25 protein-coding genes are annotated in these 23066 nt (G+C 32.3%); 13 read left to right on the top strand and 12 right to left on the bottom strand.

Going from position 1 to position 23066, the window contains the following annotated elements; all coding sequences use genetic code 11:
- Positions 1-346, top strand: a 346-nt coding sequence (locus QZZ53_RS07225; protein WP_296383056.1) for a transposase, incomplete at its 5' end; no start/stop codon positions are given.
- 54 nt (positions 347-400) lie between these two features.
- Here the strand turns inward: QZZ53_RS07225 and QZZ53_RS07220 are convergent.
- The 7 genes from QZZ53_RS07220 to QZZ53_RS07190 form a co-directional block, all read right to left on the bottom strand.
- Complete coding sequence (locus QZZ53_RS07220; RefSeq protein ID WP_296383054.1) at positions 401-1096, bottom strand: DUF6090 family protein; 696 nt, start codon at positions 1094-1096, stop codon at positions 401-403.
- Positions 1097-1150: 54 nt separating this feature from the next.
- Positions 1151-2293 (bottom strand): DUF6090 family protein, encoded by a 1143-nt coding sequence (locus QZZ53_RS07215; protein WP_296383053.1) that lies wholly within the window; start codon positions 2291-2293, stop codon positions 1151-1153.
- A gap of 389 nt (positions 2294-2682) precedes the next feature.
- Positions 2683-3138 (bottom strand): hypothetical protein, encoded by a 456-nt coding sequence (locus tag QZZ53_RS07210; RefSeq protein ID WP_296383051.1) that lies wholly within the window; start codon positions 3136-3138, stop codon positions 2683-2685.
- 4 nt (positions 3139-3142) lie between these two features.
- Complete coding sequence (locus QZZ53_RS07205; RefSeq protein ID WP_296383049.1) at positions 3143-3352, bottom strand: hypothetical protein; 210 nt, start codon at positions 3350-3352, stop codon at positions 3143-3145.
- A 425-nt stretch (positions 3353-3777) separates the two neighbouring features.
- Positions 3778-4572: an anti-sigma factor gene (locus QZZ53_RS07200; RefSeq protein ID WP_296383048.1), complete on the bottom strand. Its 795-nt coding sequence runs from the start codon at positions 4570-4572 to the stop codon at positions 3778-3780.
- Position 4573: 1 nt separating this feature from the next.
- Positions 4574-5104, bottom strand: a complete 531-nt coding sequence (locus tag QZZ53_RS07195) for a sigma-70 family RNA polymerase sigma factor (protein ID WP_296383047.1) — start codon at positions 5102-5104, stop codon at positions 4574-4576.
- Positions 5105-5193: 89 nt separating this feature from the next.
- Complete coding sequence (locus QZZ53_RS07190) at positions 5194-5775, bottom strand: superoxide dismutase family protein (protein WP_296383045.1); 582 nt, start codon at positions 5773-5775, stop codon at positions 5194-5196.
- A 246-nt stretch (positions 5776-6021) separates the two neighbouring features.
- Between QZZ53_RS07190 and hemN the strand changes: the two genes are divergently transcribed.
- Positions 6022-7386: an oxygen-independent coproporphyrinogen III oxidase gene (hemN, locus tag QZZ53_RS07185; RefSeq protein WP_296383043.1), complete on the top strand. Its 1365-nt coding sequence runs from the start codon at positions 6022-6024 to the stop codon at positions 7384-7386.
- Between the two features lie 11 nt (positions 7387-7397).
- Entirely contained in the window at positions 7398-8231 is an 834-nt protein-coding gene (locus QZZ53_RS07180) for a universal stress protein (protein ID WP_296383042.1), read from the top strand.
- A 72-nt stretch (positions 8232-8303) separates the two neighbouring features.
- Here the strand turns inward: QZZ53_RS07180 and QZZ53_RS07175 are convergent, their stop codons facing one another.
- On the bottom strand, positions 8304-8792 hold the full coding sequence (locus QZZ53_RS07175) for a hypothetical protein (protein WP_296383040.1): 489 nt from the start codon (positions 8790-8792) through the stop codon (positions 8304-8306).
- Positions 8793-9051: 259 nt separating this feature from the next.
- Here QZZ53_RS07175 and nirK point away from each other — a divergent pair, with 259 nt between their 5' ends.
- The 10 genes from nirK to QZZ53_RS07125 all read left to right on the top strand — a co-directional run bounded on the left by nirK (position 9052) and on the right by QZZ53_RS07125 (position 18732).
- Positions 9052-10503 (top strand): copper-containing nitrite reductase, encoded by a 1452-nt coding sequence (nirK, locus tag QZZ53_RS07170; protein WP_296383039.1) that lies wholly within the window; start codon positions 9052-9054, stop codon positions 10501-10503.
- Between the two features lie 23 nt (positions 10504-10526).
- Entirely contained in the window at positions 10527-11306 is a 780-nt protein-coding gene (locus QZZ53_RS07165; protein WP_296383037.1) for a formylglycine-generating enzyme family protein, read from the top strand.
- A gap of 89 nt (positions 11307-11395) precedes the next feature.
- Positions 11396-12073, top strand: a complete 678-nt coding sequence (locus tag QZZ53_RS07160; protein ID WP_296383059.1) for an SCO family protein — start codon at positions 11396-11398, stop codon at positions 12071-12073.
- 27 nt (positions 12074-12100) lie between these two features.
- On the top strand, positions 12101-12535 hold the full coding sequence (locus QZZ53_RS07155; protein ID WP_296383035.1) for a cytochrome c: 435 nt from the start codon (positions 12101-12103) through the stop codon (positions 12533-12535).
- An 18-nt stretch (positions 12536-12553) separates the two neighbouring features.
- Positions 12554-13897, top strand: coding sequence for a cbb3-type cytochrome c oxidase subunit I (locus QZZ53_RS07150; RefSeq protein ID WP_296383033.1), 1344 nt, complete (start codon positions 12554-12556; stop codon positions 13895-13897).
- A gap of 80 nt (positions 13898-13977) precedes the next feature.
- The gene (locus QZZ53_RS07145) at positions 13978-14751 is read left to right on the top strand and encodes a CbbQ/NirQ/NorQ/GpvN family protein (protein ID WP_296383031.1); all 774 of its coding nucleotides are present in this window, start codon (positions 13978-13980) and stop codon (positions 14749-14751) included.
- Positions 14752-14782: 31 nt separating this feature from the next.
- Positions 14783-16558: a VWA domain-containing protein gene (locus QZZ53_RS07140; protein ID WP_296383030.1), complete on the top strand. Its 1776-nt coding sequence runs from the start codon at positions 14783-14785 to the stop codon at positions 16556-16558.
- A 43-nt stretch (positions 16559-16601) separates the two neighbouring features.
- Complete coding sequence (locus tag QZZ53_RS07135) at positions 16602-17873, top strand: alginate export family protein (RefSeq protein WP_296383028.1); 1272 nt, start codon at positions 16602-16604, stop codon at positions 17871-17873.
- A 42-nt stretch (positions 17874-17915) separates the two neighbouring features.
- Complete coding sequence (locus QZZ53_RS07130; RefSeq protein WP_296383025.1) at positions 17916-18497, top strand: cytochrome c oxidase subunit 3; 582 nt, start codon at positions 17916-17918, stop codon at positions 18495-18497.
- Between the two features lies 1 nt (position 18498).
- Positions 18499-18732, top strand: a complete 234-nt coding sequence (locus QZZ53_RS07125) for a cytochrome C oxidase subunit IV family protein (RefSeq protein ID WP_296383023.1) — start codon at positions 18499-18501, stop codon at positions 18730-18732.
- Here the strand turns inward: QZZ53_RS07125 and QZZ53_RS07120 are convergent.
- The 4 genes from QZZ53_RS07120 to QZZ53_RS07105 all read right to left on the bottom strand — a co-directional run bounded on the left by QZZ53_RS07120 (position 18719) and on the right by QZZ53_RS07105 (position 22878).
- Positions 18719-19927: a hypothetical protein gene (locus QZZ53_RS07120; RefSeq protein WP_365940412.1), complete on the bottom strand. Its 1209-nt coding sequence runs from the start codon at positions 19925-19927 to the stop codon at positions 18719-18721. The genes QZZ53_RS07125 and QZZ53_RS07120 overlap by 14 nt on opposite strands.
- 109 nt (positions 19928-20036) lie before the next feature.
- Entirely contained in the window at positions 20037-20768 is a 732-nt protein-coding gene (gene ric, locus QZZ53_RS07115; protein ID WP_296383021.1) for an iron-sulfur cluster repair di-iron protein, read from the bottom strand.
- A gap of 48 nt (positions 20769-20816) precedes the next feature.
- Positions 20817-21251 (bottom strand): Rrf2 family transcriptional regulator, encoded by a 435-nt coding sequence (locus QZZ53_RS07110; RefSeq protein WP_296383019.1) that lies wholly within the window; start codon positions 21249-21251, stop codon positions 20817-20819.
- 199 nt (positions 21252-21450) lie between these two features.
- Positions 21451-22878 (bottom strand): aspartate aminotransferase family protein, encoded by a 1428-nt coding sequence (locus tag QZZ53_RS07105; RefSeq protein ID WP_296383017.1) that lies wholly within the window; start codon positions 22876-22878, stop codon positions 21451-21453.
- Between the last annotated feature and the right edge of the window lie 188 nt (positions 22879-23066).

Below are 23066 nucleotides of genomic sequence, written 5' to 3'. Positions count from 1 at the left end.
TTTAATAGTTGTAACCGATGGGTTTAAGAAGTTTGAGACCGCATCTCAGTTATGCAGCTATGTTGGCATTACACCAACAATACGCACATCTGGCAGTAGCGTTAGAGGACGCAGTAGAATAAGTAAAGTAGGAAATAAGAAATTGAGGAATTTATTGCTTTTATGTGCTTTTTCGGCATGTAAACATAATAAGTCTTGCAGAGAAATCTATGAACGATTAGTAGCCAAAGGAAAGAGTAAGAAACTGGCATTAATAGCAGTAGCAAACAAGTTATTAAAACAGGCATTTGCTATTGCTAAAAGTGGACGACCTTATGATGAAAACTTTGTTTCAAGATTAGCTTAAAATTGCTTGTTTTTTAACTCAGTTCTTGTTGTGCTTTCGTTATTTTTTTGTGCTTTAGTTTCTCATCAATAATTCTTGATCAATCATTTCGATTGATTTAATTATCTCTATTTCAATTTCCGGAACAAAGAATTTAAGAAATGTTTCATTATAATTTCTGAAACTTTTATATCGGAACATTAAGTCGTGATCTGTTCTTAATCCATTAATATTAATGGGTTTCATTATGGTTAAATCCAATAGCCCAATTTCATTGAAGTATTTAACCTCTAAATCATGGATTTTGCTCTGATATGAATGTTGATACTCTATTAATCTATTATATCCTTCATAGTTTGTGTCATATAATGTGGCTATTTGGTTGCGTAGCGAGTCGTTCTTAATGGTTCGCATGCCCATTTGCTTTAATGTTTCATATGGAGTTACGTTATAATTAAACTCTACCCCAAACTGAATGCTATTAAAATGAATGGATAGTGAATCATTAAATGACTCATTACCTTCAATCCAATTAATTATTATATTTTCACTTATATTTTTATGTTTAAATTGATTTAAATTTTCACGAATTCCATCTAAATCATTTTCTAAATTAGCTTTAACTTCTTTAAGAATTTCAGTTTCTATTTTTCTCAATTTTTTATTTTCGTTCCAATTATTAATCTGAAGCGCAATCAAAATTCCAATAACAACAAGAATTATTTCTCCAATAGCATATTTAAAGTACTTACCTGTTTTATTTTCACTCATAAGGTTATAGCGAATTTTTCTAAAGAATTTTATCATTGATTAGCCTTTCATTATTTATTCAAATTGAGAAAGTACAATTTTAGCATTGGTATTGTCTGAATTTAGCTCCAGAGATTTTTGATAGGCTTTTACTCCATTTTCGGTATCACCCAATTTTAAAAGACACTCTCCATAACTATCATACGTGTTAAATTCATTTGGATATAATTCCGTATTGAGTTTAAATATTTTTAGTGCATCCTCATTTTTATCTTGTCCCATAAGCTCATATCCTAATCTATTAATTTGAATTTCTGAAATAATGTAGTTGTGTGTTTCTGAATCCTGATTTTTAATTATTTTAATTATATCATCTATGTTTTTTCCAGATGATGCTAATTCAGATAAGTTTTTTGGCGAATCATCATCAATAATTATTTTTTCATCAGATGGCTTAATGTCATCAACCAAGATTTGAGAATACTCTAGTTCTTCATTAATCAATAGTTGTAGTTCTTTAGCTTTTTCATGTAAGTTAGCAACTCTGGCCTTCATACCTTGAGTGTTATTAATGCTCCATTTTGTAATTACTTTTAAATTTTTATAAACATCAGAGTTTTGATTATTGGCAAAACTATACGCTAATTCTTTATTATTATTATCCCAAACAGTCAACCAGAAATCATTCATAATGTCCAAATTGAAGAAATTTGCTCTAAATTCAACTCTTTGTTGTCTTGATTTATAAACATGATCTTCCATGAGTTCATAATAATTAATTATGTTGTTCACTAAATTTTGACTTGATAAGTAGTAAAGTTTGCCAGTACTAATCATTTCATCATAAGTGATACGATTTGGATTTACATCTCTAAATGCTGGTCCCCTATATTCATTTAGTGTTAGGGCATCTTCCATACTGTGCTTATCTTTCCAGATTAGATTACTAAAATAAGTTAAATAACGCAAGTCATTTTTATATTGATTATCAATATCATTGAGCATTATTCTGTCTTTATCGATTTCTTGAAATAAGCTTTTTAAAACCTGTTTTTCAAGATCTTCTTTTTTTCTAAGTTCATTCCAAGTATTAATTTGTAGTGCAATTAAAATTCCAATAACCACGAGGATAATCTCACCAATAGCATAGAGTAGATATTTACTGAACTTGTTTTCAGAGAGCAGCTTTTGTCGAATTTTTCTAAAGAATTTAATCATTGGTTAGCGGTTTCTGATAATGAAGCACAACGTCCACTGTGTATGGCGTAGTGAGGCGCGCCTCACGGATAGCCATAATTGCGCCTCATTCGCTATACATTTTGTTGTGTGTAGTTTCGTTCGGAGTTCTCGTAGACTAGACTAAATATACATAAAATAGGCGAGGTGCGATTAACAGTGGACGTTGGTATGTAATTAGTAGAAAGGAAGCGTTTGCAAAACGCGATTCTACGTGCCGCAGGCAATTGCATACCAACGTGTTCGTGTATGATTTGTGCGACTTAGAATCCGCAGGATTTTCAGTTGTTGCGAATCGTACGTTTAAATATATAACTTTTAATTGAAGTTCAAATGCGAGCATGAAATATACACGTTGTTGTAACACGTTTTTATTCTCTAAATTTCTCAAAATTTGTAATTAAATATTTTTCAAATTGAGGTTTGCAATGTTCTTTTTGAAGTTTTGTATTTCGTCCATTAAACCAAATAGAACGTTTTCCTTTATTCTTTCCGTTTTTATTTTGGTTTGATTCTTTAATAAATTCCTCACTAGTCATTAGCCACATAGATTCCATTCTTTCAGAGTAGAATAGAAAATAATAATTGTCTCTATTTTCGTGGGTTACTGCTGCAAATAGAGCTGCATCTCCAAAAGTTACATTTTTAGACCTAGCTTTTATTTGTATTTCTATAAAATCACCATTAGGTTTGCGTAAAACTGCATCAATTCCAAAGTCATCAACTAAAGGCATATAAACATCTAAACCTTCTTTTAGCATTTTTCCAACAAGCCAATACTCCATTCTTTTACCAAATCCAGCAGAGTGTCTAAATGATATTGCCATAAACTTAGTTTACCATTTTTTTGAAATTGTATATATTTTTTTTCCATTCAGATGCGATAGCTAGAAATTTATCTCCCGTTTGAAAGTTTTTAAATAATTCCATATCTCTTTTAAAAACCATAACTGTACAATCAGTACACTTTAATTTTAGTGTGGTAGCTTCTATTTGGTTCCAACCAGTTATTGAATCCACAAGTGTATTTCCGAGAATCATTGATTTAATTTGGACTTCGATTTTGTAAATCCCTGGGTTTATTGTTTCAATTATCATAGTTTGTTCTCAAATGTGTTACAACGTCCACTGTGTATGGCGTAGTGAGGCGCGCCTCACGGATAGCCATTGTTGCGCCTCATTCGCTATACATGCTGTTGTGTGTAGTTTCGTGTGTAGTTCTCGTAGACTCGACTAAATATACACAAAATTGGCGAGGTGCGACAAACAGTGGACGTTGGTATGTAATTAGTAGAAAGGCAGCGTTTGCAAAACGCGATTCTACGTGCCGCAGGCAATTTCATACCAACAAAAGAATATAGTTAGTAACTATATCCGCGCTATAGAGCTAAGATAGTAAATCTTTTATTTTAGAAATGGAAAGTTGGTTATAGACTCCTATCAATAATTTGTTTGAAGTTTTATATCTAAGGAGCAGAAGCCACAATACCAAGTGTATACAACTGTTCCATATTAGGATATGCACTACCACCTGCTGGTTCTAAAGTAATCCCAAACGCTTGGCTTGCGTTAGCGTTAGCAATAGCAAATATTTTATTGTCGTCTGTATTGAAATCGTCAATTGTACCTAAACTTGTTGGTGTTAATGGGTTTAAAGTTAAGGACCATACTTGCCAAACTTTCCCTTCTGGTGCATTTGGTAAACCTTCAGCATCTAAGTAAATGGTATTGTCGTTTTTGTTCCAATAGACTTTCGCATACGTTGAAGCATAATCACCTTGTCCACCAAGTGGTACAGCTAAGATATCTTTATCTCTTATGGCATCAAGTAAGTTCTTGGTTGCTGCTAAATTTGTTTTAGCATCTTCAATTTGTATTTCGAGATATTGTTTTTCGGTTTCAACGATTTGTAAGTTCTCTTCTAATTGATTCTTGTTGTTGAGTGTCCATAATAATCCACCAGTCAATAAAATAGAGGCAGCCCAACCTGCATACGATATCCAGTTTGGTTTCTTAGGTTTTAGGTCTACAACTTTAGTGTCTGAGAAATCTAATTTTCCTTTAAAAGAATCAAAATTTATGGCGTGTGGAGATACAACAGCTGTTAATTTAACAACAGCAATTTCTATTTCTATAACCTCTTGTAACAATTCAGGATATTGCTGCAAAAGGTCATAGACATCCTGATTTTCTTTTTCAGAAAGGTGGCCAGCTACGTATAGCTCTAAAATGCCTGATTCTATGTATGCTATAATATCCATATTATAATACTATATCTCTTAATTGTTGAATACAGCTTCGGTTTCTTGTTTTTATTGTGCCTATTGGCATCTGCAATTCTTCTGAGGCTTCTTTTTGTGTAAACCCTTTAAAGTAAAGCAACTCAATAACTTCTTTACATTTTTGACCTAAATTGGTCACAAATTTTTTAATACCAATAGCATCTGTAGAAGCATCTAAATTATCATTGCTTTTTATAATATCTACGAAAAAATCAGCATTGAGGTTTTGCTTAGATTGCTTGTATGTCTTAGAGCGTGTCTTATCAATAGCAGTATTGCGAGCTATGTTTAAAATCCACGTAAAAAATCTTCCCTTTTTTGACGAGTATGTATCTGCTTTGTTCCATGCCTTAATAAAGACATCTTGCATCAATTCATCCGCAATATCAGAATCTTTTACAATATTGTAAACGACTCCATGGATGCTTTTACTATACATATCATAGAGTTTTTCGAATGCAACCTGATCTTTATTCTGAAACTGCTTTACCAGTGTTTCTAAATCTGTCATACGAGATTTATTCTAGAGGTTTCGCAGAAATGGGGAAGAAGATATTTCTACGCTAACTCTAAAAGTTAGTTTATATATGTTATAATTATTTATTCTATAATACCTGCACAACCAACACGAGCACCTGCAGCACCAGAAGGTTGAGATTTTAAATCGTCCACACCAATGTGAACAATAATGGCTTTTCCTAGTATATCTTTAGAAGCATCTCCACAACCAATACACCATTCGTCTGTTGTCTTGGTAATTGTTGCTCTACCATTAGCATTGGTTTTAAAGTTACCAATGTCACCTTTATGGTAGCCAGCTGCATCTCCCCAAGCACCATGAGGTTGTGCTGTAGGATTCCAATGTCCACCTGAAGACTTACCATCTACTGAAGAACAATCAGCTTTTTCATGGATATGAATAGCATGTTCTCCTTCTTCTAGTCCTGTAATAGTACCAACCATGGTTACAATCCCATTTTTCTCAGTAAAATTTATAGTGCCTTCAACATTACTACCACTTTTTGGTGAAAGTGTAATAGAAAGCTTCTTTTCAGTAGAGTTTTCTTTTACAATCTCCTCAACTTCTGTATCTATAATTTCATCAGTTTCAGTTTTATTCTCTTTACAAGATGTTGCGAATACAACAGAAAAAGCAAGTGCTATTAATTTTAAGTTTTTCATGTGTTTTTATTTATTGTTTTTTATAGTCACATGCTGTTCGCTATTAATCATTTCCTAAATGACAAAATTTTGAACAAGCTCGTTTCATGGCTAATCATTTTAGTTTGTAGTAAAGTTAAGTAGATAAATGCGTTCATGCAAGTACGATACATATTCTTGAAAGCCCCTATTTTTGAGGGATATGACAAATGTCATGTTTTTTACCATGGCTTACGAGTAATTTTGACTATCAACTTCATAGTAAATATGTGTCATTCTTTAGTTAATAAATACAACGTTGCAGGTCCACGTTATACAAGTTATCCAACAGTTCCGTATTGGAATATGGATACATTTTCCTTGCAGCAATGGAAGAACTCGCTTCAAAAATCTTTTGAAGAAAGTAATACTAGTGAAGGTCTAAGTTTATACTTGCACTTACCGTTTTGTGAAAGTTTATGCACCTTTTGTGGTTGTCATAAACGTATTACTAAACGTCACGAAGTAGAATTGCCATATATAAAAGCACTTTTAAAAGAGTGGAGTTTGTATCGTAAACTATTAGATGGCAAACCAAAGATTAAAGAATTGCACCTTGGTGGAGGAACACCTACATTTTTCTCTCCAGAGAATTTGAAGTTTTTAATTTCTGAATTGTTGAAAGTATCTGAGATTGCCGAGGATTATGAATTCAGTTTTGAAGGTCATCCAAATAATACAACCCAAGAGCATTTACAAACCTTATTCGATTTAGGTTTTAGACGTGTGAGTTTTGGTGTTCAGGATTATAACTTAAAAGTACAAAAAGCGATTCATCGTGTGCAACCTTTTGAGAATGTAAAACGTGTTACAGAATTGGCTCGCAAAATTGGTTATACCTCTGTTGGTCATGATATTATTTTCGGCTTACCATTTCAGACAGAAGCTGATGTTATAGAAACGATTAATAAGACAGAAGCCTTAATGCCAGATCGCATTGCCTTTTATAGCTATGCTCATGTTCCTTGGATAAAAGGAAATGGACAACGTGGTTTTAAAGACGATGATTTACCATCAGGAGACTCTAAGCGACAACAATACGAAACTGGCAAGCAGCTTTTAGAAAAAGTTGGTTATGTAGAGATAGGAATGGATCATTTTGCTTTAAAAAGTGATTCTCTTTATAAAGCGATGCAAAATGAAACTTTACATCGCAATTTTATGGGTTACACAGCTTCAAAAACGCAATCAATGATTGGTTTAGGAGTGTCGTCTATTAGTGATAGTTGGTATGGTTTTGCACAGAATGTAAAATCTATTGAAGAGTACTATCATTTAATTAACGAAAGTATTATTCCGGTTTTTAAAGGACACATTCTAAATACTGAAGACCTTATCATTAGAAAGCATGTGCTTAATCTAATGTGTAATTTTAAAACTTCTTGGCTAGATAATGCCATGATGTTTGATGAATTGCCAGATATCCTATTAAAGCTAAAAGAATTTGAATTAGATGGTTTACTTGAGTTTGAAAGAAAACAAGTTACCGTTACTGAAAAGGGAAAACCTTATATCAGAAATATATGTATGGCTTTCGATTTATTGCTACAACGCAAAAAGCCAGGCACACAATTATTTTCAATGACAATTTAAAAACATCAACAATGAAACGAATAATCGTTCCTATAGACTTCTCAGAACACTCAGAATTTGCATTAGAAGCTGCTTCAAATATTGCTCGCAAGTATGATTCAGAACTGATTGTATTGCATATGCTAGAATTATCTAATGCAATTTTAACAGCTGGTAGCGCATCTCTAAATGAAGAAGCTGTGTTTTATTTAAAACTGGCCGAACAAAAGTTTGAAACATTTTTAGATAAACCTTATTTAGAAGGTCTTAATATTACACCTATTGTTAAGCACTTTAAAGTGTTTAGTGAAGTAAATGAGGTAGCCAATGAGCATAATGTAAACCTAATTGTAATGGGTTCTCATGGAGCAAGTGGTATAAAGGAAGTTTTGATTGGTTCTAATACAGAAAAGGTAGTGCGTCATTCTGATATTCCAGTTTTGGTAATAAAACACAATCCGATATTATTTGATTTTGAAAACGGAGTGTTTGCATGTGATTTTTCTGATGATGCTGTTGCACCATATCTAAAGGCTAAAGCAACCTTTAATAAACTTAATGCTAAGATGCATTTGGTTTATGTAAATTCTCCAGATGGCAATTTTAGAAGTTCGTCAGAAATTGATAAGCGCGTAGCTAACTTTTTGAAGAAAGCAGATGGTGATCTAAGACATTTAAATGATGTAAATGTGGTTTCAGATTATTCTATTGAAAAAGGGATTCTAAATTTTGCTAATGTAATTGGAGCTGATGTTATCTCAGTTGCTACACATGGTAGAAAAGGTTTAGCTCATTTCTTTGAAGGTAGTATTTCTGAGGATATAGCGAATCACTCCACATTACCCGTAATGACCTTTAAAATATAATTCTTGATTTTTTATTAGTTAGTATTATTAATATCAAGATAAGCGCCAAGGACTAGGGACTTTGGCGCTTTTTTATTTCATAGCCTCATAAAACTCAGGTTCTTGTTCTATGTTGAGATTTAAATCTTCTTTTAGAATTGGTTTTGTTGGTCTTAACAATACTAAATAGGCTAATACTATCGCAGCTATCAGTAAGTAAAAAGGGTTGCTTGTTATTATAAAAATAACAATGCCTAATAATGCTGGTGCTTCTAACATGGCATATCGTATAATTCGAGCTGATTGGTATTGCACAAGTTTTTCTTTTAAGGTTGATTTCTCTTGCGTTTTTTTTAAGTTCTTTTGAAAAAGAAAATGGCTTAAAAACGCAATTGCAATTGCAAAAACAGGCACTAAATAAAAGAAAGGATCTTCAGAATCAGCAATTTTTATTTCTACATTTTCTGTAATATATAAGGCTACAATTCCAAAAATTAAGATGGCAGCACAATATGCATAATAGATGATAGTGATTGTTTTTAAAATACCTTTTGGTGTCTGAGGTTGATTTGTGTTATTCATAAACTTAATAATTGAATGACTAAAATATAAAAAAGACTTCACTATTTTCTAATCTTCTATGTAGGAATTTTACACTAGTTTTAGTGTATTAGTTGTTTTTTTTAATGTAATTCACCTTAGAGATGATAAATGTCATGTTTTTAGAGAAATCGCTAGACTATTTTTGATTATTAATAGGATAAAAATGTCCTAATTAAAATAAGACCAATTCAATTATAATTGGAAACTAACTAAAAACCACAGCTAAAACCACAACTAAATGAAACAAGTAAAACTAGTACTAGGTGTTCTATTATTTGGGATGCTTTTTTTTATGTCTTGCAGTGAGACTGATAAAAAAGAAGATTCTAGCAATGCAGACATTCCTGTAAGTAGAGAAATGATGGCAGAGTTAACGGCTCCTCCTAATGTGCCAACTCCAGTTGGAAGACGTAGAGCAAAAAAACTTATTGTTAAAATGGAAATCCTCGAAGAAGTAGGAACCATGACTGATGGAACAACGTATAATTATTGGACATTTGGTGGTTCAGTTCCAGGAAGTTTTATTAGAACTAGAGTAGGTGATGAGGTAGAGTTTACGTTGTCTAATCACCCAGACAACAAGTTACCACACAACATCGATTTACATGCCGTAACTGGACCAGGTGGTGGAGCAACATCATCGTTTGTGGCACCAGGTCATGAAAAGACATTCAATTTTAAAACATTAAATCCAGGATTATATGTGTATCACTGTGCTACTGCACCAGTAGGAATGCATATTGCAAATGGAATGTATGGTTTGATATTAGTTGAGCCTGCAGGTGGATTACCTGTAGTAGATAAAGAATATTATGTAATGCAAGGTGATTTCTATACAAAAGGAGAAAATGGTGCACCAGGATTACAAGCCTTTGACATGCAAAAAGCAGTTGACGAAGATGCAGACTATGTTGTGTTTAATGGTAGTGTAGGAGCCTTAACAGGAGATAATGCTATAACAGCTAAGGTTGGAGAAACTGTACGTCTTTATGTAGGTAATGGTGGACCTAATTTAGTGTCTTCATTCCACGTTATTGGTGAAATTTTCGATAAAGTATTTGTAGAAGGTGGAGATATGATTAATGAAAATGTACAGACAACATTAGTTCCTGCTGGTGGAGCTGCTATTGTAGAGTTTAGAGTAGATGTGCCTGGTACATTTATTTTAGTGGATCACTCTATTTTCAGAGCTTTTAATAAAGGAGCATTAGGAATGCTTAAAGTAGAAGGAGAAGATGATATGAAAATATATTCTGGTACAATGCAAGAAGGTATTTATTTACCTGAAGGTGGTGGAATACAGTCTATGCCAGATGAAGGGAAGGATAAACCAAAAGTATCTACATCAGACAAAAGTTTAGCGGAGAAGATGGAATCTGGAAAGCAAATTTATATGAATACCTGTTTTGCTTGTCACCAAGCTGAAGGACAAGGTATACCAAATGCATTCCCTCCATTAGCTAAATCAGATTACTTAAATGCTGATGTAAATCGTGCCATCAATATTGTATTAAAAGGTAAAACAGGAGAAATCACTGTAAATGGAGAAGTTTATAATAGTGTTATGACAAAACAATTTATTACTTCAGAAGAAATTGCAGATGTTATGACCTATATATATAATTCTTGGGATAATAATAAGACTAATGTAACTACATCTCGCGTAGAGCAGGTTAAAAGTGGTCACTAATTATTAATTGTAAGAACACATACATGAAAACTATTTTGAGACTGACATTAAGCATAATGTTTACCTTATATCTGTCAGCAGCTTTTTGTCAGTCTGAAATGGTTTCTATTAAAGGCGGTAACTATATACCACTTTATGGAAGGGACTCATTGCAAGTGACAATTTCAGATTTTAAAATAGATGTATTTCCAGTTACAAATCAAGAGTATTTAGACTTTGTGAAAAGGCATCCTAAATGGCAACGTTCGCAAGTAAAGCGGTTATTTGCTGATAAAAACTACTTGGTTAATTGGGTGTCTGATACAATTTTAAATGATAATCAATCTTTAAAAGCTCCAATAACTAATATGTCTTGGTTTGCAGCAAATGACTATTGTGATTGTCAAGGAAAGCGACTAGCAACTGTCGATGAATGGGAATATGTTGCTATGGCAGATGAAGACATTGCAGATGCAAGGACAAAAGATAGTTATAACGAATATATTCTTGGGTGGTACGAAAAGCCTAAAACATTTAATAACGAAATAGGATCCACGTTTAAAAACTATTGGAATGTATATGATTTACACGGTTTAGTTTGGGAATGGACCTTAGACTTTAATTCGGTTTTAGTGTCTGGTGAATCGCGTAAAGATGTAGATACAGACTTAAATTTATTTTGTGGAAGTGCAGCAATAGGCGCAACCGATTTAATGAATTATGCCGCATTTATGCGTTATGCCATTCGTGGAAGTTTAAAAGCTAAATATTCTATGAAGAATTTAGGGTTTAGGTGTGTGCAAGATATTAAAGAAGAAAAATGAACTTTTCAAAGAAAAATCACAAACACTTAATCAATAATAATTACGTGAGTAAACATTTAAAAATAGTTTTCTCAGTGTTTGTATTGTTCATGGCTATGGCTTCATGCAATTCAGATAAATCAAAAAAAGGAGAGCAAGAGTTGGCAGTATATCAATGTCCAATGCAATGCGAAAGTGATAAAACTTATAGTAAAACTGGTAGTTGTCCTGTTTGTAAAATGGATTTGAAGGCTATTGCCCAAGAATCTTCAAGTGAATTGGTATTAGATGAAATTTCGGATGAATCTATTTTTAATTTGACTAGCAAATGGAATACAGAAGAAGCTGAAGTTATTCAATTAGAAGATTTAAAGGGAAAGACTTTAGTAATGGTAATGATTTATACAACATGTAAAGCTGCATGTCCAAGATTGGTTGCTGACATGAGAAATATTGAAGCAAAAATCCCAAAAGAAAGTTTAAAGGATTTGAACTTTATATTAATTAGTATAGATCCAGAAACAGATACTTCACAACGCTTAAAAGCATTTGCAAAAGAGAATTTAATGGATGATTTACACTGGACTTTTTTACAAGGTACTGAAAGCGGAGTTAGAGAATTTGCGAACGTTTTAGCAGTAAAATACAAACAGATTACACCTTTAGATTTTTCACATTCAAATATTATAAGTGTGTTTAATACTAAGGGAGAATTAGTCCATCAACAAGAAGGTTTAGGTGTCGATAATAAAGAGACTATAGAAACCATTTTAAAATTAGCGAATTAAAATAAATACTAACCAAAACAAATTAATATGTTATCAAAAAAACAAGCAAGAGCCTTCTTTCTAGGAGGAACTGTAGTGACATTTCTGATATTTATTGGTCTTACAATTTTCTCGTTTACTAAAGCGCAAGATCAAAGTAATGACGGAAATATTACAGAAGCAGTCGTAAGAGGAAAAGTCCTTTGGGAAGAAAATAATTGTATGGGTTGCCATACTATTATGGGTGAAGGAGCTTATTACGCTCCAGAATTAACTAAAGTAATTGACCGTAGAGGTGAAGGCTATATTAGAGCCGTTTTAACATCACCTGTAGATTGGGCTCCTAACGGAAGAAAAATGGTGGCTTATGGTTTTACACAAGAAGAAGCTGACGATTTAATAGCCTTTTTTGACTGGATCGATGATATTGATTTAAATGGATTTGATACCGTAGTATCACCATTATCTAAAGATGATAACTAACCTAACTGAAAAGAAATTATGAAATATAAATCACAAAAAGTAGCGTATTGGTTTTTTGCGCTTTCAATGTTATTATTCGGTCTGCAAATTATTTACGGATTTATAATGGGATTTGCACACGCAGGCTTTGATGGGCTGCATAGTGTTATTCCTTTTAATACAGCAAGAGCTGTACATACTAACTTATTAGTTGTTTGGCTGTTATCTGGTTTTATGGGAGCTGCATATTATATTATTCCCGAAGAAGCACAACGCGAATTGGTAAGTGTAAAATTGGCTTATGTTCAATTAATAAGTTTGGCTGTCGTAGGTGTTGTTGCTATTGTTGGATATCATTTTAATTATTGGGAAGGACGTAAGTTTTTAGAAATTCCTAGACCTTTAGATTATTTAGTAGTTGTAAATGTACTCTTGTTTTTAGGGATTATTTTAACTACGCTTTTTAAAGGTAAACGAAGAACTACAACTGCATTAGTACTCTCAATGGGACTACTTTTTGCAGCTTTATTATACTTACCTGGTATGTTGCCATTTGATAGTCAAGTAAAAGATTCATTCTTTAGATGGTGGGTTGTTCACTTATGGGTTGAAGGTGTTTGGGAATTAATTATGGGAGGTATTTTATCATTCTTATTAATTAAACTAACTGGTGTTGATAGAGAAGTTATTGAAAAGTGGTTATACGTTATCGTTGGGTTAACCTTCTTGTCTGGTGTTTTAGGAACAGGACATCACTACTATTATATTGGTGTTAACAAAATTTGGTTAATCGTTGGTGGTATATTCTCAGCTTTAGAGCCTTTAGCATTCTTAGCAATGGCATTATTTGCAGTTAATATGTATAGAAAAGGAGAAAAGAAACATCCAAATAAGTTGGCTTTGTATTGGACATTAGGAGCAGCCATAGTTTCATTCATTGGTGCAGGTCTATTAGGATTTGCGCATACCTTACCACAAACTAATTTATATACACACGGAACTTTAGTTACTGCAATGCATGGTCACTTAGCATTTTGGGGAGCTTATGCAATGATTGTACTAGCAATTATTAGTTACAGCTTACCAAACATGACAGGTAGAAAATTATATGAAAGTACTAGAGGAAGAATGGCATTTTGGATGTCTAATATTGGTATGATTGGTATGACAGTCGCTTTTGGAGTCGCTGGAGTAGTGCAAGTATATCTAGAACGTAAAATGAAAATGGAATTTATGGAGGTGCAAAAGGAAGTGGAAATTCATTTTATAGTACTTATTATTTGTGCGACATTATTTATGACAGGTATTATTCTGTACTTCATTGATTTTTACAAGCACGGAAGACCAAATGACGAAGCGCTAGAACCAGATTCTAACTTATAAAAATTAAGCAATAAAAATAGACCAGAGTTATCATTTGTGAGAAGGTAAACTCTGGTTTTTTTATAAAACACTACTACAATATGAGTACTCCTTATTATCATCCAATCGGTAAAGAAATAACAGTATTTGAGCATGCTTATAACTGTAAAATACCTTTTTTATTAAAAGGACCAACAGGAACAGGGAAATCTCGATTTATTGAGCATATGGCTCACAAATTAGAGACAAAACTATTAACTATTTCTTGTCATGAAGAAACATCTTCAACAGATTTAATTGGCAGATTTATAATAAAGGGAGCAGAAACAATGTGGTTAGATGGACCATTAACAACAGCTGTAAAAGAAGGCTATATTTTGTACTTAGATGAAATTGCCGAAGCTAGACCAGATGTTATTGTTGCTATTCACTCTTTAACCGATCATAGACGTGAGTTATTCATAGATAAATTAGGCGAAACAGTGAAAGCACATAAAGATTTTATGTTGGTAGCATCATTTAATCCTGGTTATCAAAGAGGGTTTAAAGAATTAAAACCTTCAACAAGACAGCGTTTTGTTGCTATATCATTTGCGTATCCTGAAGCGAAAATTGAAGCTGAAATATTAGTTTCTGAAACACAAGTAGAGAATGATATTGCTAAAAAGTTGGTGAACATTGCTACAAAAATTAGAAATCTTACAGAATTAGGATTGACAGAAACTGTTTCGACTCGATTATTAGTTGATGCAGCATTATTGATTCATAATGGGTTGCCAAAACGTTTGGCAGTTCATGTAGCAATAATTGAACCATTAACAGACGATTTAGAAGTTATACAAGCCTTAAAAGATTTAAGTGATTTAATGATTTAAATCTTAAAACTTAAGATAGAAGCATAGCATTATGTTTGAGTTCGAACCAGATGAATATATTTTTACCAAGTTTGCATTTTTCTTTAAAAAACGCAGAAAAGCGAAAGAAAAAGAGCTTGAGCATGCTGTAGATCTAAGTGATTTAAAACCAAGACTTACCATTTTTGCGCGCGCTATAACTGGTGAGGCTATAGAAATTTATGAAGCAGAACGTGAAGGTGGTTATCGGAATAATAATTTCTTCTTGCCTTCAAAATATTATTCGTTTCAAACTGTAGAAGGAAATATTGCATTTTATTTATTCAGAGTTTTATATCTATCAGTTCAAAAAAAATTAAACTTAAATTGGAATGATAATAAAGAACATGTTACTGAAGAGTCTCAACAAAAAGCATTAGAAACTTCAGAGAAAGTACTACAATCTTTATTCGAACAATTTCCAATTTCAAAATCCTATTATCAAAAGTTCGTAGCGCATTATAATGATATAGTTACCGAAAAACTTCCGGCAGATTATTCGTTTATTTATGGAAAGTGGATGCGGAATGATATAAAAGATAATTCAGTAGAACGGTTAGAAAACTTTACTGATAAGGTGAAAAAGACAAATGAAGAACAGCCAAAAACAATAATTAAATCAAAAGCTGTAGAAGAGATAATTTCAGTTCAAATTGATCAAAAGCAGTTAGATGATTCTGTTTTGCAGCATCAGTTTGAAAAGGTAGAAACTGCTGAAGAGTTTGGAGGCAATTTTAGAGACATGGATGGGGATGATGATCTAGAAGATCATTCAAATGCTCTAGATGAGGTTAATATGAAGCATACCGTTCGTGTAGATGACACCGCACATTCTGTTTATCAAGCCGATTTTATTGAAAATACAACAATTGCTGAAAGTGCGGAAAATGAAAGCAATGGCTATTTTGTAACCTATGACGAATGGAATTATGCTGATCGTTCCTACAAACAAGATTTCTGTAAAGTATACCCTAAAACACAATTAAAGACCGATAGTGCATTCTATAACAAAACACTTAATGATAATCGTTCAACCTTAATGGGTTTACGAAAAATGTTGACTACGGTTAATAATAAATACCAGCAGCAGCGAAGGCAACCACAAGGCGAAGAACTAGATATTGATGCGGTTACCGATTTATTTGTAGATGTGAAGTCTGGTCATACGCCTTCAGAAAATATATACCTGTCTAAACGTAAAAAGGAAAAGGATTTATCCATATTATTATTACTAGATATTAGTTTGTCTAGTGATGGCTACGCAGCTGGAAATCGTGTTATTGATGTAGAGAAACAAGTGTCTATTTTATTTGGTGAGATTTTAAGTGAGTTTAATATCGACTTTTCTATCGATTGTTTTTATTCAAAAACAAGAAATCACTCAAGTTATTTAACCCTTAAAGGCTTTGATGAAAATTGGGATAAAGCCAAATATAAGGTTGGTGCAATAGAACCAAATGGTTATACACGTATTGGTGCAGCATTGCGACACTCTGGAACATTATTAGATCAAAGAGATACAAAAAATAAATGGGTGATTTTAATTTCTGATGGAAAGCCAAATGATTATGATAAATACGAAGGCAAGTATGGAATAAATGATGTAAAACAAGCCTTACGCGAATTAAATGAACGCCAAATAAATTCGTATGCCTTAGCAATAGAAGCACAAGCAAAATATTACTTACCGCAAATGTTTGGACAAAATCATTATCAAATACTCACTAACCCTTTAGAGTTACTTCAATCTTTAGTAAAGCTATATGAAAAAATAAAACATCAATCCTAAAACAATAATTTAAGATATAAGCCTAACGCATAAAAATTATAAAATGAAGAATATAATAATAGTATTACTAATATTTACAGTGACATCTATTTCTGCACAAGAGTTTGAGCTCTCTGCAGAATTAAGACCACGTTTTGAATATAGACATGGTTATAAAACCTTAATTCCAGATGATATAGATGCAGCATCATTTATATCTCAACGTACGCGGTTAAATTTAAAATATGGAAGCGAAAAATTAAACGCTTATGTAACCTTTCAAAATGTGAGAGTTTGGGGAGATGTTTCTACGTTAGCACTTTCAGACAAAAACGGAATTGCAGTACACGAAGCTTGGGCACAACTACTTTTAAACTCTAAATTATCTTTAAAACTAGGGAGACAAGAATTGATATATGACGATCACAGAATATTTGGTTCTGTAGGTTGGGCACAACAAGCGAGAAGCCATGATGCATTTGTTGCTACATACAAGCCTAATGAAAATAATCGATTAGACTTTGGTTTAGCGATGAACGAAAACTCAGAAACATTGTTTGATACAGATTACGCTGTAAATAATTATAAAGCGTTTCAATATCTGTGGTACCATACTAATATTGATGCTTTTGGTTTAAGTTTTTTAGTTTTAAATAATGGTATTACTTATGAAGACGATAATGATGAACAACAGGTAGATTATAACCAAACTATAGGATCTAGAGTTACTTATGGCAAAAACAAAATAAAGGCTGATGCTTCTATATATGTACAAACTGGAAAAATTGCAGATACTGATTTAAGTGCTCTAAATGCTGCTGTGAACATATTCTTTAATATTAATGATACTTTTAAAGCTGGTTTAGGTTTAGAGTATCTTTCTGGAACAGATATGAATAGTACTGAGAATAAACTAAAATCGTTTAGTCCTTGGTTTGGTACTAACCATAAGTTTAATGGTTTAATGGATTATTTCTATGTCGGTAACCATGCAAATTCTGTAGGCTTGCTAGATATTAATGCAACATTAGGTTACCAAAAAGGTAAGTTCTCAGCAAAATTAGTGCCTCATATTTTTTCATCAGCTGCAACTGTTGTTAATGGTTCTGGGGAAGAAATGTCTAACAATCTAGGAACAGAACTAGATTTAGTTTTAGGTTATAAATGGTCAAAGGATATCAGTTTTAATGCAGGTTATTCTCAGTTGTTTGTAACAGAAACCATGGAAGTTTTAAAGACTGGCAATAAGGACAATACTAACAATTGGGCTTGGCTGATGATTACGGTTAAACCAAAGCTGTTTACTTATACTAAGAAGTCTATGCCAACTGAATAAACTCTTTAAAAAATAAATGCTTGCGCATTTAGATTTGATTTTATGACTACAGAAAGAATTGATAACAAAAACATATATTATCCTCCAGGCGGTATTCTTATTTGGATTATTATTTTTATTGAGCTTTTTACCTTTGGAATTGCTATGATTGTAATGGTGTATTCTAGCAAGGACGAACCAGAAGTTTTTCATAATTCAAGATTACTTTTAAATAGCACTATAGGAGCAGTTAATACACTGTTTTTAATAGTCAGTGGTTTTTGTATGGCACAATCTGTTCATTTTTTTAAACAGCAAGCAATTTCTAAAGCTTCTCTTTTTTTAAAACTTACGATTTTGGGAGGCTTGTTATTCCTGGGATTGAAAGGATTTGAATATTACGATAAAATAGAAATGGGTTATTCTATAGGCTATAACTCCTTCTTTTCTTTTTATTGGATGCTCACCTTATTTCATGTAATTCATGTTTTGGTTGGGATTGTGATACTAATAATGATGTATCTAGATATTCGTAAAAAAGGAGCTGAAGCAAGTTTAGAAAATATTGAAGCTAGTGCAGCATTTTGGCACATGTGCGACTTAATTTGGATTTTGTTATTTCCTGTAATTTATTTAATATTTTAATATGAAACGCTTCATAATTACATTAGTTGTATTAGTAGTTTTAACAATACTATCTGCAGTTGTTTCTAATTATAGTACCAATTATACAGCCACGATAATACTCATATTAGCTGGATTAAAATTTTTAGGGATTGCTTATTATTTTATGGATTTAATTAAGGCACATGTCGTATGGAGAATAATGTTGGTTATTTTTCTAGGACTATTTTTAATACCTATTCTTATTTTATACTAATTGGTAACTGCTTTCTATGCCTTATAATATTATATAAAAGAAAGCCGATACCAAAAGGCAATAAAATACTAAAAAGGAATAATAGCATATAATAGCTTGAGAGCATTCCAACACCAAAGTAAAACATAGAACCTTGTACTAACAGCAGTAATTCAGTTAGAGCAAAACCCAGTAGAAAGCTATATATACCTATGTACAAAGTTTTAGAATGGGTTACGAGTTTATTTTTTAGAATAAAAGAAAACAGAAACCCAGAAATAACTCCTAGCATTAATAGATGAATAAAGCCTATAACAAAATTGCGATGTGAGTACACAACTTCTGAAAATTCGGGTAAGATTGATAGTGTTTGAAATAACACTTTTAAGGTAAAACAGAAAATCGCAAAGCTGTACATATAGAATTGAAGTTTTGATTCTTTTTTTGTCAAGGAGACTAGTTTAGGTTTTATAAGTTTAAAAAAAATAATGAGTGTAAGTATTTGTAAAAGAATACCAATACTGTTAATCCATAGCAATATTTGGTGAGGAGCAAACCATTGAATTGGTAAAGCTAAAGTTAAAATAGTTGAGGCAATTAGTAACTTAAAAAACTGCCTAAATAGTTTAGAATTTTCAATCTTAATTAGATGAAAAAAGATAGCAATTACTGCTATTAAAAACCAACCATTAAATTGAAAATGTAAAAAGAATTGGATGGCAATTTGATAAAATGCAGATGCTTGTCCAAGCATTGATACAGCAGGTCCTAAACACCAAACTCCTAATGTAGATAATACCATCAAAAGAAGAGAAGTCTTTAGTAATCTTTCTGTAACTATGGATTTGATTTTATGATGTTTCCATATAAGATATACAAAGTAGTAGCTACAAAAAATATGTAATGTTGAAAATGAAATAGAAACTACAGCATAGCCTTGAATAGGAAAACTTAACATCATACCAATTACAGCAAACTCTGTTAACCAAAATAAGCGATGGAATATTCTGGCTTTATTCGGAATAAAATAATAGACAAACAAAGTGTACAACATTAGATACACCCAACCTAACATAGCTACATGAGAGTGTGCATGCGTTAGAAATCTATAATTCAACCCAATTGATTCTAAAAAAGAAAAGCGTAATGCCAAACCCATTAAGGCAGCAACTAGAAAATTAATTAAACATATTACAACTAACTTTTTTGGCATCATTTAAGTTTACAATTCTGAAATGTAATGATTAAATGAAAAAAATCCCAAGATGTTTAAGGAATAACATCTTAGGACTTTTCATCAGTAAAAATTAATCAAAGGGTTGCTATTAACTAAACTGTTGTTCTAATTTTATAGATTTAGGAAAGAGAATATTATTCTCTAAATGGATATGTAAATGCAAATCTTTTTCAAACTCTTCTAACATCGAAAACGTAACTTTGTAAGTATTACAAGCATCTGCTGGTGGATTGTAATTATCGGTAAGCATTGCAATTTCTCTAAAGCGTTCTCCTTCGTTGTCGTGCTCATGCTTCATCATTGCTATTGGATTTTCAACAGTCCCAAACTGTGGTGATTGTACTGCTCCATTTTCTAATTTAGCTTTTACTAATTGCTTTATAAACGGAAAAAGAATCAGCTCTTCTTTTTTCATATGAGAAGCTAATTCGCCAGCAGAAGCTGTAAATAACTCATTGATTTTAAATAACTCTGGATGACGCTCTCCATGTACACGGCATAGCTTGTCTAAAAACTGACGTAATACTGGAATTTTTTCTTCAACATATCTGTGATGTTTCTTTTCAATATATTCAGCTAGCAAATCTATTGGCCAAGATTTATAATCAATAGTTTCTCCAGTATTAGAATTTAAAACGTGATTAATCTCGTCCATTACTGCATTACTATCAATGCCTTTTTTATTGCATGCTTCTACAACTGTTCTATTACCATTACAGCAAAAATCAATTTTGTATTTTGAAAAAATAGCTGCAGTTCTAAAGTCGTCCGCAACATATTGTCCTATTTCTTTTTGAGTGTTTTTTTGAAGTGTTTCCATACTATTTTTTATTTCGGATAATTTTATCCTATTTGTGTTCAATTTTTTTTAGATTTTCAAAAATGTTAATCCAGATTTAATGTCTAAAGCCAATTCTTCTAAGTTGGTGTTTTCAAGCATATCCTTAAGCTCTGCTCTAATTGTTTTAAATTTATCATGTACAGGGCAAGGATGATTTTCATCGCATGTGTGTAACCCTAAACCACAATGATTATATACTTTATCACCATCTATGGCATTAACAATTTGCGAGAGTTTAGTGCTTGCAATTTTATCTTTATCAATTTCAAAACCACCATAAGCACCTTTAACAGAATTAATGATGTTATGCCTTACTAAATCTTGAAGAATTTTTGCGGTAAAGGCTTGTGGAGAATCAATTTCTTTAGAAATTTCTTTAGGACTAACACGTCTGCCTTCATACGAGTTAATCGCAATGAAGATAGATGCTTTTATACCATACTCACAAGCTTTGGAGAACATATTATACAATTTATTCTTAGCAAAGATAAGATATATTCTTAATTAAGACTAATTTGTCTTAATTAAAATTTCACTAAATATTTTGAAGTTTATTTGGTGTTAAATCTATTATAAGGTTCTTTTTTCATGGACTCTCAAAAAATAGGACATTCAACAGAAATCAATTCTTTTGCAATAGGAAAATGAGGCGTCTCTAATTTCACACAATTTCTTTAGCAAAGCTTTCTCCTAAAAGTAAGGTTTCTTTAATGTCTTCGAGTGTTGTTCTTGGGTTAATTAAACACATGCGTAATACTACTTGGTTTTGTAACACTGTAGTAACCAATAAGGCCTCTCTAGATTCCACTATACGCCTAGAAATCTCTTGGTTTATGCTGTCTAATTCTTTTTCAGAAAAGGATTTACTTATTGGATTGTATCTGAAATTAATAACAGCTAAAGTTGCTGGTGAAATAACTTCCCAATGAGGACTTTTCCGTAATAGGTATTCAACTTTATCTGCTAAATCTATATTATAAGTCACTGCTTTTTTAAAAGCATTAAGCCCGAAGGTTTTTATTGACATATAAAATTTAAGGGCTCTAAAGCGTCTTGTTAATTGAATTCCGTGGTCGTAAAAATTAATCTCGGAAGTATTACCTTCTATATCACGTAAATATTCTGGTTTTTCTGTAAAAGTTTGACTCAACCATTTATGATTGCGAACTATTAAACAACCCATTTCATAAGGTTGGTATAGCCATTTATGAGGGTCGATAGTTAGAGAATCTGCCTTTTCGATACCTTTTAGTAGCTGGCTCCCTTTTTTAGAAAGAATTGCAGCAGCACCATAAGCACCATCAATATGAAACCATAATTTTTCAGCTTTGCAAATTTTAGAAATCTCGTTTAATGGATCTACAGTACCAGTATTGGTAGTTCCTGCCGAAGCCAATATACAGAACGGTTGCAGACCTTCTAAACGGTCCTTAGCAATTGCATTTTTAAGCTTATTAATTGCCATTTTAAATTCTATATCTGTTGGGATAATGCGAACTTGTTCTTTTTTAAAACCAAGAACTCTAATGGCTTTGATGTTAGAAGAGTGTGCTTGATCCGACAAGTAAATAATTGCTTTAGAAAAGTCGTCGCCACAGCGTTGACGTCTTGCGGTTACTAGAGCTGTTAAATTAGCCATAGAACCTCCACTAGTAAATATTCCACCACCTTTTTTAGCTGGAAACTTAAAAAGTTTAAGTAACCAATTCATGGTTACAATCTCTAATTCTGCCGCTGCAGGAGATGCTGCCCAACCTCCAGAAAAAATATTAAAACCCGTTGCTAATGTATCTGCCATTACACTTACATAGTTACTTGGACCAGGTACAAAAGAATAAGATTTTGGGTGAGAAACAATATTACTGTTCGGTAGCACTTCTTTAGTTACAAAATCTAAGACTTCTTTAAAATCTGATGCATTTTCTGGAGCTTCCGTTTTAAAAAGCGTATCCATTTCATCCCTTGAAGCGAATGCTACTGGTTTCTTTGAATGTTCTGTATGAAAGTGCTCAACAATGGTATCAATAACTTGATATCCATATTGTTTCATTTCTTTTTTGCTTAATTGCAACTTATGTGATTGTGGCATAAATTAAATTTTCATTTAGGACTACAAAGTTAGAATAAAGATAGTTGAGGTGCATTGTTTTTGCTATATTTATTAGCACATACTATTCCCTTTTTTGTTCCAAAATCAAATTTCAATAGCGTCTTCATATAGCGATTTAAGAATTAAACTATATGTCAATAACCTAGAACTAATGGTTACGTTTTTAT

The sequence above is a fragment of the Winogradskyella sp. genome (assembly GCF_016744625.1).
Classification (GTDB): domain Bacteria; phylum Bacteroidota; class Bacteroidia; order Flavobacteriales; family Flavobacteriaceae; genus Winogradskyella.
Note: the sequence above shows the minus strand (reverse complement) of the source record. Positions and strands in the feature narration are given on the sequence as shown.

Excerpts from the sequence above, each read along its gene's own strand:
- QZZ53_RS07160 (WP_296383059.1), top strand. The coding sequence starts at position 11,396 with ATGGCTATGGCTTCATGCAATTCAGATAAATCAAAAAAAGGAGAGCAA.
- QZZ53_RS07145 (WP_296383031.1), top strand. The coding sequence starts at position 13,978 with ATGAGTACTCCTTATTATCATCCAATCGGTAAAGAAATAACAGTATTT.
- QZZ53_RS07210 (WP_296383051.1), bottom strand. The coding sequence starts at position 3,138 with ATGGCAATATCATTTAGACACTCTGCTGGATTTGGTAAAAGAATGGAG.
- QZZ53_RS07130 (WP_296383025.1), top strand. The coding sequence starts at position 17,916 with ATGACTACAGAAAGAATTGATAACAAAAACATATATTATCCTCCAGGC.
- QZZ53_RS07105 (WP_296383017.1), bottom strand. The coding sequence starts at position 22,878 with ATGCCACAATCACATAAGTTGCAATTAAGCAAAAAAGAAATGAAACAA.
- QZZ53_RS07175 (WP_296383040.1), bottom strand. The coding sequence starts at position 8,792 with ATGAATAACACAAATCAACCTCAGACACCAAAAGGTATTTTAAAAACA.
- QZZ53_RS07205 (WP_296383049.1), bottom strand. The coding sequence starts at position 3,352 with ATGATTCTCGGAAATACACTTGTGGATTCAATAACTGGTTGGAACCAA.
- ric (WP_296383021.1), bottom strand. The coding sequence starts at position 20,768 with ATGGAAACACTTCAAAAAAACACTCAAAAAGAAATAGGACAATATGTT.
- QZZ53_RS07150 (WP_296383033.1), top strand. The coding sequence starts at position 12,554 with ATGAAATATAAATCACAAAAAGTAGCGTATTGGTTTTTTGCGCTTTCA.
- QZZ53_RS07190 (WP_296383045.1), bottom strand. The coding sequence starts at position 5,775 with ATGAAAAACTTAAAATTAATAGCACTTGCTTTTTCTGTTGTATTCGCA.
- hemN (WP_296383043.1), top strand. The coding sequence starts at position 6,022 with ATGTGTCATTCTTTAGTTAATAAATACAACGTTGCAGGTCCACGTTAT.
- QZZ53_RS07155 (WP_296383035.1), top strand. The coding sequence starts at position 12,101 with ATGTTATCAAAAAAACAAGCAAGAGCCTTCTTTCTAGGAGGAACTGTA.
- QZZ53_RS07110 (WP_296383019.1), bottom strand. The coding sequence starts at position 21,251 with ATGTTCTCCAAAGCTTGTGAGTATGGTATAAAAGCATCTATCTTCATT.
- QZZ53_RS07120 (WP_365940412.1), bottom strand. The coding sequence starts at position 19,927 with ATGATGCCAAAAAAGTTAGTTGTAATATGTTTAATTAATTTTCTAGTT.
- QZZ53_RS07180 (WP_296383042.1), top strand. The coding sequence starts at position 7,398 with ATGAAACGAATAATCGTTCCTATAGACTTCTCAGAACACTCAGAATTT.
- QZZ53_RS07200 (WP_296383048.1), bottom strand. The coding sequence starts at position 4,572 with ATGGATATTATAGCATACATAGAATCAGGCATTTTAGAGCTATACGTA.
- QZZ53_RS07220 (WP_296383054.1), bottom strand. The coding sequence starts at position 1,096 with ATGAGTGAAAATAAAACAGGTAAGTACTTTAAATATGCTATTGGAGAA.
- nirK (WP_296383039.1), top strand. The coding sequence starts at position 9,052 with ATGAAACAAGTAAAACTAGTACTAGGTGTTCTATTATTTGGGATGCTT.
- QZZ53_RS07140 (WP_296383030.1), top strand. The coding sequence starts at position 14,783 with ATGTTTGAGTTCGAACCAGATGAATATATTTTTACCAAGTTTGCATTT.
- QZZ53_RS07215 (WP_296383053.1), bottom strand. The coding sequence starts at position 2,293 with ATGATTAAATTCTTTAGAAAAATTCGACAAAAGCTGCTCTCTGAAAAC.
- QZZ53_RS07165 (WP_296383037.1), top strand. The coding sequence starts at position 10,527 with ATGAAAACTATTTTGAGACTGACATTAAGCATAATGTTTACCTTATAT.
- QZZ53_RS07135 (WP_296383028.1), top strand. The coding sequence starts at position 16,602 with ATGAAGAATATAATAATAGTATTACTAATATTTACAGTGACATCTATT.
- QZZ53_RS07195 (WP_296383047.1), bottom strand. The coding sequence starts at position 5,104 with ATGACAGATTTAGAAACACTGGTAAAGCAGTTTCAGAATAAAGATCAG.
- QZZ53_RS07125 (WP_296383023.1), top strand. The coding sequence starts at position 18,499 with ATGAAACGCTTCATAATTACATTAGTTGTATTAGTAGTTTTAACAATA.